Raw genomic sequence first — 12,923 nt, 5'->3', positions numbered from 1 at the left:
TTTGACGCTCTCGCGTCTTCAGTGCTTTACACTGTTTTCTTCTTCCACACAGTCTCCTGTGCTTCTTCGACCTAAAGATGAGCTCGGATGTTTCCATCCTCGCTTTCTCCCTAGAAAGGAGGTGATCCAGCCGCACCTTCCGATACGGCTACCTTGTTACGACTTCACCCCAGTCATTGGTCTCACCTTCGAAGGCTGACCCCTTTCGGTTATCTCACCCGCTTCGGGTGCTCCCAACTCCCATGGTGTGACGGGCGGTGTGTACAAGGCCCGGGAACGTATTCACCGCGGCATGCTGATCCGCGATTACTAGCAACTCCGACTTCATGTGGGCGGGTTGCAGCCCACAATCTGAACTGGGACCACTTTTATGAGATTCGCTCTACCTTACGGTTTCGCTCCTCTTTGTAGTGGCCATTGTAGCACGTGTGTAGCCCAGGTCATAAGGGGCATGATGATTTGACGTCGTCCCCACCTTCCTCCGAGTTGTCCCCGGCGGTCTCTCCAGAGTCCTCGCCTCTACGCGTTAGTAACTGGAAACAAGGGTTGCGCTCGTTGCGGGACTTAACCCAACATCTCACGACACGAGCTGACGACAACCATGCACCACCTGTCTCAGATTGAGCAAGCTCACACCGTATCTCTACGGCTTTACCTGGATGTCAAGACCTGGTAAGGTTCTTCGCGTTGCTTCGAATTAAACCACATGCTCCGCTGCTTGTGCGGGCCCCCGTCAATTCCTTTGAGTTTCAACCTTGCGGCCGTACTCCCCAGGCGGAATGCTTATTGTGTTTACTCCGGCACAGAAGGGGTCGATACCTCCTACACCTAGCATTCATCGTTTACAGCGTGGACTACCAGGGTATCTAATCCTGTTTGCTCCCCACGCTTTCGCGCCTCAGCGTCAGTTACAGTCCAGAAAGCCGCCTTCGCCACTGGTGTTCCTCCCGATCTCTACGCATTTCACCGCTACACCGGGAATTCCGCTTTCCTCTCCTGCACTCAAGCCCAGCAGTATCCAAAGCAATTCCCACCTTGAAAGCGGGACTTTCACTTCAGACTTACCAGGCCGCCTACGCGCCCTTTACGCCCAATCATTCCGGACAACGCTCGCCCCCTACGTATTACCGCGTTTGCTGGCACGTAGTTAGCCGGGGCTTCCTCCTATGGTACCGTCACTTGCTTCGTCCCATAGGACAAAGGTTTACGACCCGAAAGCCTTCTTCCCTCACGCGGCGTTGCTGGGTCAGGGTTCCCCCCATTGCCCAATATTCCCCACTGCTGCCTCCCGTAGGAGTTTGGACCGTCTCTCAGTTCCAATGTGGCCGATCACCCTCTCAGGTCGGCTACTGATCGTCGCCTTGGTGGGCCGTTACCTCACCAACTAGCTAATCAGACGCGAGCCCATCTCTCACCGGATTGCTCCTTTGACCCCTATGCCATGTGGCACTGTGGTCTCATGCGGTATTAGCGCATCTTTCGATGCGTTATCCCCCTGTGAAAGGCAGGTTGCTCACGCGTTACTCACCCGTCCGCCGCTAGAATCATTTCCGAGCAAGCTCTTCCTTGATCCCCGCTCGACTTGCATGTGTTAGGCACGCCGCCAGCGTTCGTCCTGAGCCAGGATCAAACTCTTGTGTTCAATCCTTTATCTCCTCTTGGTGTTCCGGTTTGCACCGGCTCACAAAAGATTCAAAACTCTTCTCAGAATTAACTGTCTTTTCCTTGCGTTTGCGTTTCTTTTCTCTATTCTGTATCGTTTTCAAGGATCGTTTCTGTGCAGCTTGCGAGAAGTTTTTCACTCGCTCGCTGACAGCTTGATTAGTATACCAAACTCCTCTCCCTTTGTCAACGCTTTTTGAAAAGTTTTTTGAGCGCCGCGAGGCATCTCTTCGCGCAAACCCGAACATTTCATTCGTAACATCCCATTCCCATTCGCGAAACCGCCCTGTTTTCATTCCACCTTCGCTCCAAATTCCACAAACAGCGAGGAAAATCCGTACATTCAGCAAAGAAAAAAAGTGCGCAGAAATCCGCGTTTCTGCGCACAAAAGATGCTTGAGGGCCCGTTTTTTCCGTTTTATTGAAAAAGTTGAGCGCCCTGTGTGGCCTGTTCCCGCTGGTTATCCTTGTAGGTATCGTACCATTCCGGCTTCTCGGTAGAGAAACGCTCGATAAACCAGTCGATCATCCTGACTGCGCCCTCCGGGTTCCCGGAATAAGCCGGGACCGCCAGGACCAGTCCGTCCGGATCGATGTTGTAGTCCAGCAGCCCGTACAGCGTATCCGCCGGGATCATGCAGACCACGCGGCCCGCCGCGCCGTCGGGGAGCTTGCCGCCCTCCAGATTGATGTCCTTCACGTCGATGGCGCCGCTGTCGATGTACTCCTGAAGCGACAGGAAGAGCCCGTCGTTCTCCGCGTAGCCCAGGGTCGTCGCGCGCGTGTAGGGCAGCAGGAACAGGTCGCCCTGCTGCGCCGCGACGTAGGTCGTAAACTGCATGGTGACGTTGTAGTCGTCCTGTGTGCCCATGGCGATGAGCATAAAGTTGAGCGCCTCCATGTCGGGGAAGGCCTCCTGCAGAGCGGGCATTTCCGCAGCCTCAAAGGCGTCCAGGTCCGCGCCGGCACGCACGACGTACATGTCGATCTTCTTGTCCGCCGGGGGCCGGTACGCGGTCATGTTGTAAATGAGATCCCAGGCGATGATGCTCAGGGCGATGAGCAGCACGTACTTCCAGGCGCTGTACGTGAAGTGGTGCTTCACGCGCGCCTTTGTAATCTTGTTGTCTACCATTCTCTGTGCTCCTTTATCCCGCGGGCAGCGTCCGTCACCGCCGGACGGCCGTTTCCGTCCCATGGCGTTTGGACGCGGGCCGCGGCGGCGTATAACAGATTTCAAAAAGCCATCCGGGCTGTGCCGGACGGCTTGCGAAAATCAGAGTTCGCGCGGCTTCATCGTCGGGAACAGCAGGACGTCGCGGATGGACGCCGAGTCGGTGAGCAGCATCACCAGGCGATCGACGCCGAAACCCAGGCCGCCCGTCGGGGGCATGCCGTACTCGAGCGCGTTGATGAAGTCCTCGTCGACCTGCGCGTTGACGCCCTGCGCGCGCTTCGCGGCAGCCTGGCGCTCAAAGCGCGCCCGCTGGTCGATGGGATCGTTCAGCTCGGTAAAGGCATTGCCGTACTCGCCGCCGTTGATGAAGAACTCGAAGCGTTCCGTGATGCCCGGCTCGCCGATCTTGCGCTTGGCGAGCGGAGAAATTTCCACCGGATAGTCGGTGATAAAGGTAGGCTGGATGAGCTCGTGCTCGACGAATTCGTCGAAGCACGCCGCGAGGCAGTCGCCGCGCGTGGCGTTCTTCTCCACGTGCACGCCCTTTTGGGATACCTCCAGACGCGCCTGCTCGTCCGTCTGCCAGGCATGGAAGTCCAGTCCGCTGTACTTCTTGACCGCGTCGGCCATGGTGATGCGCGGCCAGGGCGCGGTCATGTCGATCTCCTTGCCCTGATAGGGAACCTTGAGCGTGCCGCACACCTTTTCGGTGACGTACGCGTACAGTTCCTCGACCAGCCGCATGACGTCGTTGTAATCCGCAAAGGCCTGATACAGCTCCACGGAGGTGAATTCCGGGTTGTGGCGCGTGTCCATGCCCTCGTTTCGGAAGATGCGGCCGACCTCGTACACCTTCTCAAACCCGCCCACGATCAGGCGCTTCAAGTAGAGCTCCGTCTCGATGCGCAGGTACATGTCGATGTCCAGCGTGTTGTGATGGGTGATGAAGGGACGCGCGTCCGCGCCGATTTCCAGCGTGTGCAGCACGGGGGTGTCCACCTCGAGGAAGCCGCGCGCATCGAGAAACTCGCGGATGTGCCGGATGATCAGCGAACGCTTGATGAACGTATCGCGCACCTCGGGGTTGACGATCATGTCCACGTAGCGCTGGCGGTAACGCAGGTCGGTGTCCCTGAGGCCGTTCCACTTTTCAGGCAGGGGCTTTAAGGACTTGCACAGCAGCGTGATCTCGCTCGCGTGCACCGAAATTTCGCCCGTCTTGGTCTTAAAGACCGTGCCGCGAACGCCCACCAGATCGCCGATGTCGTAGGTCTTGAACTCCGCGTAGGCCTCTTCGCCCACGTCGTCGCGGCGCGCGTAGAACTGGATGTCCCCTTTGCCGTCCAGCAGGTGCGCAAAGGAGGCCTTGCCCATGATGCGCCGCGAGACCATGCGCCCGGCAATGGAAACTTCCTTGCCCTCGAGCGCCTCGTAGCCGGAGACGATTTCCTCTGAGGTATGCGTGCGGTCGTAACGGGTCAGCTTATAGGGGTCGCGCCCTTCTTCTACGAGGCGCTGCAGCTTCGCGCGGCGAATCTGTTCCTGCTCGCTCAGTTCCCGCGAAGCCGCTTCGAGGGGCGTGTTCTGTTCGTCCATGGGCGGACGCCTCCTTTGTTTTGAATTCTCCGTTTACTGGAGGAAGATGTCCTCGATGCGAACCTTCCAGGGGCCGCTGGGCGTCTGCACGACGACCTCCTCGCCCTTGTGGCGGCCCATCAGCGCCGCGCCGACCGGCGATTCGTTGGAAATCTTGTTGTTCATCGGGTCGGCCTCCGGGCCGCCGACGATGGAGTATTCCTCCTCGTCGCCCTCCTCGACGTCCACGATCTTGACGGTCGTTCCGAAGCCGACGACGTCCGTGTTGATGTCCGCCTCGTCCATGACGATGGCGTTGCGGATGGTATTTTCCAGCTCAGCGATCTTCTGCTCGAGGTTCGCCTGCTCGTTCTTCGCGGAATCATACTCTGCGTTCTCGCTCAGGTCGCCGAACGAGATCGCCACCTTGATCTGCTCCGCGATCTGGGTGCGCCGGGTGGTCTTGTTGTACTCCAGCTCGTCCATCAGCTTCTTGAGGCCTTCCTGGGTGACAACCTGATGCTTGACTTCATTGGCCATGATTCAAAACTCTCCTTTTAAGCGTGCGAGAAGCGCACAGATGAAATGACGCACCGGACAGAACCTGTCCGGCGCTTGCTCATATCGGTGGTTAGAGCGCGCATGCGCCCCCTTCGCCTATCATGGTTCCCTATTATAATCCATAATCATCGTCCCTGTCAACCGATGCCGCGCAACTTACCACTGACCCAGCAGGCATTCGCGCAGCGCCTCGTAGGTCGTGGCGCCGTTAGCCCGCTCGCGGATGCGCGCGGCGCCCTTCAGCCCCCGCACGTACCAGGCGATGTGCTTTCGCATTTCCCGCATGGCGACCGCCTCGCCCTTTAATGCCAGCAGCATGCGCGCGTGGCGAAGCGCCGTCTGCACGCGCTCCTGCGCCGCAGGCTCGCGGCCCGCGAAGAGCCAGGGATTGCCCATCGCCCCGCGCCCTACCATCACCGCGTCGCAGCCCGTCTCCCGCATCCTGCGCGCGGCGTCCGCGAGCGACAAAATGTCGCCGTTTCCGATGACCGGGATTTTCACCGCGCGCTTTAAGCGGGCGACGGCTTCCCAGTCGGCGCTGCCCGCGTAAAACTGCCTGCGCGTGCGCGCGTGCAGCGTCAGCGCCATGACGCCCGCGTCCTCCAGCCGCCGCCCGAGCGACTCGTAGACGGCGTGCTCCTCGTCCCAGCCCATGCGCAGCTTGACCGTCACCGGCAGGTCGACCGCCCTGACCACCGCCGCGGCGACGGCGACCGCGAGGTCCGGGTCGCGCAGCAGGCCGCTTCCCTCGCCGCTGCCCGCTATTTTGGGCGCGGGGCAGCCCATGTTGAGATCCACCAGGCAAAAGCGCCCGCTCTGCGTCAGCCGCCTCGCGGCCTCCGCCATCAATTCAGGCTCCTTGCCGAAGAGCTGCAGGGCGACCGGCCCTTCCTGAGGCGACGTGAGCAGCAGCTCGCGCGCGGCCCGGTTGCCGGGGGGCGCAAGCAGCATGCCCTTGGCGCTGACCATCTCCGTATAGGTGAGCGCGCAGCCCATCTCACGACAAAGCAGGCGGAACGGATAGTCCGTCACGCCTGCCATGGGCGCCAGAAATACGTTTCCTTTGAGGTGCACTTTTCCGATGTACATGGCGTTTCCTCTACGATAGACTTTCGATGAGCTGCAGATTGCTGATTTTCCATTGGCCGTTTACGCGGGTGAGCGTCGCGCGGTAGCGCGCCTTGGGCCACGCGGGGGGCTCAAGCGCCGCCTCGCCGCCCGCGGCCACGACCTCTTCACGCTTGGCGGACTTCACCTTGCCGTCGATGGAGGGAATCTCCTCAACGAAGTCCGCGCGGGCGACCGTCTCCCACGGCCAGCTCCACATCCACTCCATCGTCACGCGGTGGTCGAATCCGCGCACGTCGTAGTTCGCGTAGGGCGACGCGTCGCTCATGCCCACGCGCAGGCGCTCGTCGCTCTCCAGGTAATCGCGCTTAAAGAACTTCGTGAGCTCCGAAGCGTCTTCCTGCATCAGGACGACGCCCGCCCGCGCCTTCATGCCGTCGGTGAGCAGGATGTGGATGTTCGTCGCGTTCATGGACATGTAAAAGGCCACGATGAGCAGCGCGGAGATCACCGTCACCCAGAAAAGGCGCGATGTAATAAAGAACAGGAACCTGCGTAAATACTTCACGTTTCGCCCTCCAGGAGTTTATTCCCCGCCGGTCAGCCGGCGTATCGCCTTTGCGTCCATCTCCGGGCTGAGCGCGCGCATCCGCCCGGCGATCCTTGCGCGCGCCTCGCCTTGCGAAAGGCCGCACGCGCCCCATTCCCCCGGCATCCAGGCGTCCACCCTCGTGTACTCGATGGACGGCCAGCCCATCTCCTCGCCGCTCGGCGCGAGCTTCGGCACGGTGCCGCTGGGCGTGATGCGCATTTCCCCCTGAAGACGCGAAAGCGCCGCTTCAAAACGGGACTTCTCCGCCTTTCCCACGCGAAGACGCGCGGTCAGCTCGTGGCGCGGCCAGGCCGCGCGCTCCTCAAAGCATCGAAAGACCCTTCGCGTCATGGGATCCAGGTTCCCCGCAAGGTAGCGCGCCTCCAGATCGTCGTGCGTCTCAAACGCCGCGCGGAACACCGGGTACCACGCGGGCGAGATCAGCGCCGCGCGCCCCCGGAAGACGCGCGCATAGGCGCCGTCCCGCTCCCGCGCGATGCGGTCCTTCCAGTCCCAGGGATCCAGCTCGTCCCCGCGATGCCAGGCGGCGGGATCGGTCGCCGCCTCCAGCGACGGCAGCCCGGCGCCTCCGCCGAAGCTCATGAAGCCCATCTGCGAGAGCAGCTCCAGCATTTGCCCGTAGGTCGTGACGCGCACGCGCCCACCGCCTTCCTTCTTCTTTCGTTTCAGGGCGCCGCCGCGCTTTGCATTTAGTATACACCGCGCGCGCCCTCATAAGCAATGACGAAATAAATCCTCGTTTTCCTGCATGTAGTATGGCGCGGCGCCGGGAAACAATACGGGACGCCGGCGAAAGCGCCGAGCGTCCCGATCTTTTTATGCCTGCGCGGCCGCCTGTGCGTTCTCCGCCTCCGTCAGGCGCCGCACGAGGATTTCCAGCACGCGCCGGGCGTCCGTCTTCGTGACCGTGACCGACAGATTGCCGTACTCGAACGCGTCGCCCTCCTGCGGGATGCGGCCCATGCGCTCCAGCACCCAGCCGCCGACCGTGCTCGCCTCGCTCTCGTCGCTCAGGTCGAACAGCTCCTCGACCTTGTGCAGCTCCTCGCTGCCGACGATGCGCCAGGTGTCCTCCGAAAGCTGCTGAATGGGCTCCACGACCTCGTCGTGCTCGTCCCAGATCTCGCCCACCAGTTCCTCCAGGATGTCCTCCATGGTCACGATGCCGACCGTGCCGCCGAACTCGTCGGTGATGACCGCCATGTGCGACTTGTTCTTTTGCAGCATGCGCAGCAGCTCCGCGATCTTGATGGACTGCGTGATGAACGTCGCGGGCTTGATGACCGAATCGAGCGGATGCCCGCCCTTGACCACGTCGTTGAAAAAGTCCTTGTGGTGGATGATGCCCACGATGTCGTCGATCGATTCCTCGTACACCGGCAGGCGCGAATAGCCCGTGTCCGCGAACGTGTCTGCGATCTCGTCCAGCGTCGCTTCCTTGGACACGGCGGTCACGTCCACGCGGGGCGTGAAGATGTCCACCGCCTTGAGGTCGTTGAAGCCGATGGCGCTGCGGATGAGCTCGCTCTCCTGTTCGTCGATGCCGCCCTCCTGCTGCGCTTCCTCCACGATGGTGAGCAGCTCCTCCTCGGTCATGCCGGGGCTGTCGTCCGTGTGAAACACGCGCGAGAGCAGGCGCTTCCACTGGGAAAAGAGGAAGTTGAGGGGGGTGAAGAGCACGATCAGCACGCGCATCACGGGCGCGGAGAGCATCGCGAACTTCTCCGGGGATTCCTTGGCCAGGCTCTTGGGCGATATCTCGCCGAAGACGAGCACCACCACCGTCATGATGACCGTGGAAAGGGAGACGCCCGCGTCGCCCAGCCACCCGACGAACAGCACCGTCGCGAGCGACGCGGAGGTGATGTTCACGATGTTGTTGCCGATCAGGATGGTCGAAAGCAGCTTGTCGTAGTCCTGCGACAAATTGAGTACCAGCTGCGCCCGCTTGTCGCCGTCGGACGCCATGTTTTTGATCCGTATTCGGTTCAGGGATGAAAACGCCGTCTCCGTCGCTGAAAAGTACGCGGATAAAGCCACCAGCACGAGAAGCGTGCCGATCAATATGCCACTGCCCATGGAAAAAACTCATTCCTCCTACAGAAAATCACGTTACAGGCGGTCAGAAAGATACGGGGTTGCCGCAATCAGGACCTGTAACGGATCACCGGGGTGTTGAGCACGACCTTGGGAACGCGGCAGATACAATCCGGTAAAGGCGGTTCGTCCATAACGGCTGATTTCATCTCCCTCTTTTTATAACGATGCTTTAGTATATCAAAAAACGCGCCGCGTTGCAAGGGGCGCGTTCCCGCCGCGCCCGTCCGGTTAAAAGTAATCGGAGAAGTACGGCTGCTCTAGCGGGATGATCCCTTCGAGCAGGCGGATGGCCGTGTCGCAGGCGGTGATTTTTTCGATGCGGCGCAGGTACGAGGGCCGCCTGTAGCCCATGAGCATCGTGCACAGCGTGCGGATGGAGAGCGCAACGTTGAGGCCCTCGGTGCAGTCCCGCTGGCAGACGGTGTTGCCCTCGTCGTCCCAGGTGACGGAGAAGTCGCCCCGGTTCCACTCGGCCATGGGGTCTTCGAGGAAAAAGTGCAGCTTGCGCCCGCTGGGCCGCATGGCGAACGGGTAGTCGAGGATGAAGCGCTCGAAGTCCACGATGCGCGCCATGAAGTAGGGGCGGATGCTCTCGTAGATCTCGCTGTCCTCCAGCAGAAAGGCCATGGGCTCGTTGGTGTAGTTGTAGCCCTTGACCTTTTCGATCATCGAGAAGTGCGCGCCCACGTAGTTCCACAGGCCGTGGCGCGCCTCCTGGCTCAGGTAGATCAGCTCCTTGATCTTGAAGACGTCCTCCTCGAGCAGGTAGACCACATAGCCCTGCGCCACGTGCTCCTGGTCGTAGTAGAGCGCGACGACGATGTCGTCCGTGTCCCAGCGCCAGTATTCCTCCCACGCGAGGTCGTCGCGCAGCAGCATGCCATGGCGCTGGCGCGTATAGCGGTCGTGCAGCTCCAGGTAGTCGGGGTGGTTGTCGCTGACGCGCTCCACCATGCCAGGCACGTCCACGAACTTGGGAAGCTGCGTGTCCTTGATGGTGTAGCTCATCTTGTCGGAGATGATCTCCCAGCCCATCTTGCGGTAGAAGGGGATGGAATACGGGTACAGGAAGGAGATGGTCTGGCGGTTTTCGCGCATCTCCTCCAGCACGCGGCGCACCAGTGCGTGCATCAGGCCCATCTTGGTGTATTCGGGGTAGGTCGCCACGCCCGTGATGCCGCCCATGTCGTAAATCCTGCCGTGGATGTTCACCTTCATGGGATACACCGCGATCTGCGAGGCCAGCTTGTCCCCGTCAAACCAGCCGATCACGTTCGCCCGGTCTAGGACGGGCGATTTCGACTGGCGAATCTCCTCTTCATCCCAGCCGATGCTCTTGAGCTCTTTATCCGTAACCTGAAACGCATAGCGCAGCAGCGCGTTGAACTGCGTCAGGTGCTCCTTCGTCACGTGCTTCAGGGTAAGCCTTTCCCGGATGCTGTTTCTGTTCATAAGAATAAGCCCCTCTCTTTATCACAAGGATAATACAAGCGAAGGGGCTTTGGCAAGGGGGAAATGCTGCCTGGCGCCCCCGCGCGGCCGTTTTCACGAGCCCGTGGAGCGGTAGTGGCGCATGCCCAGCCGCCACACGCCGTAGCAGGGCAGCAGAAACCAGAGGGAAAGCAGCGGGCACAGCGCGTTCAGCAGGCTTTGCTGCCTGCCCGTCAGGTAGAGCAGCGGATAATACTGAAACAGTGCCAGCGGCACGGTGAACGTGAGCAGGCGCAGCACGCTTTCGCCGTAGACGGAAAGCGGGTACATGCCGAACTCCCGGCCGCCGTCCGTGAAGATGTTCATGAACTCCAGCCCGTCGGTCGTGAAGAAGCACAGCCCCGCGTACAGCACGAACAGCCCCGAAAAGACCGCCGTGCCGCAGAGCACCATCAGCGCGAGCACGCCCACCCGGTCCGCCGTCCACGCGACGCCGCTTGCGGGCAGCGCGTAGCAGAAGATCAGCAGCGCCTGCAAAAGCCTGCCCACCTTCGACAGCTCGACCTTGGAGGCGAGCACCTGAAAGACCTCGTTTCGGGGGCGCACCAGGATGCGGTCGAACTCGCCGTTGCCGATCATCTGCGCGAACGTGTCGAATCCGCGCACGAAGCACTCCGCGAGGGAAAAGGCCATCAGCACCACCGCGAAGCAGAGCAGCACCTCGCTGAACGAAAAGCCCTGCACGGCGTGAAAGCGGGTCATCATGAAGTACACGCCTAAAAAGGCGGTGAACGAGGTCAGAAACTGCCCCACGACGGTGAGGAGAAAGGAGGTCCGGTACTGCATCTGGCTCTTGAGGTGGATGGACAGGTATCGAAGGTAGATTTTCATGGCATCAGCCTCCCTGTACGACGACGCGGCGCAGCGAGACGCGCATCAGCCCAACGCCGAGCGCCAGCAGCGCCGCGAGCCAAAACACCTGCAGGCACACCGCGCGCGCCATCTCCGCGCCCGCGATGTTGCCGCTGTAGATGCGAAAGGGCAGGTTCTGCATGCCCGCAAACGGCGTCAGCTCCACGATGTGCCGCACCCGATCCGGCAGGAAGGGCAGCGGAATGATTCCGCCGGTCAGAAATTCGGTCAGCGACAGCGCGACGATGCGGATGCCCAGCGGGTTGAGCGTGTAGAACGTGGCGATGTACACCAGCATGCAAAAGGCGTTGACCAGCAGCGCGGCGAGCGCCATCGTCAGAAGGAACATGGAAAACGCCGCCGCGCCGTCCGGCAGCGACATGCCGTAGGGCGCGGGCAAAAACGCCGCCACGACGAGGATCGGCGCGCAGCGCAGCACCGCGCGGCTGAGCCGCAGGGCGATGTTCTTCGTAAACCACATGCCGTACAGGTCGAGCGGACGCGAAAGCTCGTAGGCGATGTTGCCGCGCGTGATGATTTCAAAGATTTCGTTGTCGAAAATCCAGGGGGCGAACAGCGCCAGAAACGCCTGCTGCAGCCAAATGTAGGCCGAAAGCTGCGAAAGCCCCATGGGGAAGTCGGCGGGGCTGGCCTGATAAAACGCGCGAAACAGCAGGATTTCCATCGCGCCCCACGCGAACTGGGTCGCCACGCCCGCGGCGGCTGCGGCGCGGTATTGGAGCCCCGCGGAAAAGCGGATGCGGAAAAAGCTCAGATACTTTTTCATATGTGGAAGTCCTCGTAGAGCCGCGCGACCATTTCCTCCGCAGAGGAGCCGGTCACGGAAAGGTCCTGAATCTCCGCCGTGCGCGAGATCGCCTCGATCGCCCCGGAGACGGCGAGCGTCTGCGTGTCCACCTCCACCGCGGCGCGGCCCTGCTCGTCGCTCAGCACCCGCATGCCCGGCACGGGCACGACGGCGCCCGTGCCGTAGGTGATCGTGAGGGTGCGCTTTTGCGAATAGCGCGCCTTCAGCGATTCCAGCGAGCCGTCCAGCAGGATGCGCCCTTTGCCGATGAGCAGGATGCGCTCGACCAGCGCCTCGATGTCCTGCATGTCGTGCGTGGTGAGGATGACGGTGGTGCCGCGCTCGCGGTTGATGCGGCGCACGAAGTCGCGCACCGCGAGCTTGGAGACGGCGTCCAAACCGATCGTCGGCTCGTCCAGGAAGAGGATGCGCGGGCTGTGCACCAGCGAAGCGGCGATTTCACAGCGCATGCGCTGGCCCAGCGAGAGCTGGCGCGCGGGCGTCCTGAGGATCTGCGAAAGGTTCAGCATCTGCGTCAGCTCGTCCAGATTCCGCCGGAATGTCCTTTCGTCCACGCGATAGATGTCGCGCAGCAGCTCCATGCTGTCGATCACGGGCACGTCCCACCAGAGCTGGCTCCGCTGGCCGAACACCACGCCGATGTGCGCCACGTGCTCGCGGCGCTCCTTCCAGGGCGTCCGGCCGTCGATCACGCATGTTCCGCTGTCCGGCGTCAGGATGCCGCTCATGACCTTGATGGTGCTGGACTTTCCCGCGCCGTTGGGGCCGATGTAGCCCACCATCTCGCCGTCCCCGATTTTGAAGGACACGTCCCGCAGCGCCTCGATCCGCGTGTACTCGCGGTGGAACAGCGCCTTGACCGCCCGGCCGAAGCCCGCGTCCCGGCGGGCCACCCGGAACGTCTTGTTGATCCCCGAAAGCTCGATCACGTCAATCCCCCCTTCACAAAAAAGCGTTCGTTACAAGACAAGGAAAGATATATTACCATCATAAAG

The 12,923-nt window shown here is 61.3% G+C and carries 12 protein-coding genes and 1 rRNA gene; all 13 read right to left on the bottom strand.

Annotated elements, in window-relative coordinates; genetic code table 11:
- Window positions 1-114: 114 nt before the first annotated feature.
- The 13 genes from C1725_RS02810 to C1725_RS02755 all read right to left on the bottom strand — a co-directional run bounded on the left by C1725_RS02810 (window position 115) and on the right by C1725_RS02755 (window position 12,857).
- Window positions 115-1,642: ribosomal RNA gene (locus C1725_RS02810) — 16S ribosomal RNA — on the bottom strand.
- The gene (locus C1725_RS18865; RefSeq protein WP_346026278.1) at window positions 1,641-1,958 is read right to left on the bottom strand and encodes a hypothetical protein; all 318 of its coding nucleotides are present in this window, start codon (window positions 1,956-1,958) and stop codon (window positions 1,641-1,643) included. Before C1725_RS18865 ends, C1725_RS02810 begins: the two co-directional genes overlap by 2 nt.
- Window positions 1,959-2,080: 122 nt before the next feature.
- Entirely contained in the window at window positions 2,081-2,797 is a 717-nt protein-coding gene (locus C1725_RS02805) for a hypothetical protein (RefSeq protein WP_102410170.1), read from the bottom strand.
- A gap of 141 nt (window positions 2,798-2,938) precedes the next feature.
- On the bottom strand, window positions 2,939-4,435 hold the full coding sequence (lysS, locus tag C1725_RS02800) for a lysine--tRNA ligase (protein WP_102410169.1): 1,497 nt from the start codon (window positions 4,433-4,435) through the stop codon (window positions 2,939-2,941).
- Window positions 4,436-4,468: 33 nt separating this feature from the next.
- Window positions 4,469-4,954: a transcription elongation factor GreA gene (gene greA, locus C1725_RS02795; protein ID WP_102410168.1), complete on the bottom strand. Its 486-nt coding sequence runs from the start codon at window positions 4,952-4,954 to the stop codon at window positions 4,469-4,471.
- A 177-nt stretch (window positions 4,955-5,131) separates the two neighbouring features.
- Window positions 5,132-6,064: a tRNA dihydrouridine synthase DusB gene (gene dusB / locus C1725_RS02790; RefSeq protein ID WP_102410167.1), complete on the bottom strand. Its 933-nt coding sequence runs from the start codon at window positions 6,062-6,064 to the stop codon at window positions 5,132-5,134.
- 10 nt (window positions 6,065-6,074) lie between these two features.
- A complete protein-coding gene (locus C1725_RS02785) occupies window positions 6,075-6,611 on the bottom strand; it encodes a hypothetical protein (protein ID WP_102410166.1) in 537 nt (178 codons plus the stop codon).
- 18 nt (window positions 6,612-6,629) lie between these two features.
- Entirely contained in the window at window positions 6,630-7,292 is a 663-nt protein-coding gene (locus tag C1725_RS02780) for an AlkZ-related protein (RefSeq protein WP_102410165.1), read from the bottom strand.
- Between the two features lie 180 nt (window positions 7,293-7,472).
- On the bottom strand, window positions 7,473-8,735 hold the full coding sequence (locus C1725_RS02775; protein ID WP_102410164.1) for a CNNM domain-containing protein: 1,263 nt from the start codon (window positions 8,733-8,735) through the stop codon (window positions 7,473-7,475).
- 249 nt (window positions 8,736-8,984) lie between these two features.
- The gene (locus tag C1725_RS02770) at window positions 8,985-10,208 is read right to left on the bottom strand and encodes a GNAT family N-acetyltransferase (RefSeq protein ID WP_102410163.1); all 1,224 of its coding nucleotides are present in this window, start codon (window positions 10,206-10,208) and stop codon (window positions 8,985-8,987) included.
- Between the two features lie 93 nt (window positions 10,209-10,301).
- Entirely contained in the window at window positions 10,302-11,078 is a 777-nt protein-coding gene (locus tag C1725_RS02765) for an ABC-2 family transporter protein (protein ID WP_102410162.1), read from the bottom strand.
- A gap of 4 nt (window positions 11,079-11,082) precedes the next feature.
- Window positions 11,083-11,886: an ABC transporter permease gene (locus C1725_RS02760; protein ID WP_102410161.1), complete on the bottom strand. Its 804-nt coding sequence runs from the start codon at window positions 11,884-11,886 to the stop codon at window positions 11,083-11,085.
- Window positions 11,883-12,857, bottom strand: a complete 975-nt coding sequence (locus tag C1725_RS02755; protein ID WP_102410160.1) for an ATP-binding cassette domain-containing protein — start codon at window positions 12,855-12,857, stop codon at window positions 11,883-11,885. The genes C1725_RS02760 and C1725_RS02755 overlap by 4 nt, the downstream gene beginning before the upstream one ends.
- Window positions 12,858-12,923 lie beyond the last annotated feature (66 nt).

The sequence above is a fragment of the Beduinella massiliensis genome, from assembly GCF_900199405.1.
Classification (GTDB): domain Bacteria; phylum Bacillota; class Clostridia; order Christensenellales; family Aristaeellaceae; genus Beduinella; species Beduinella massiliensis.
This window is presented reverse-complemented; position numbering and strand designations above follow the sequence as displayed.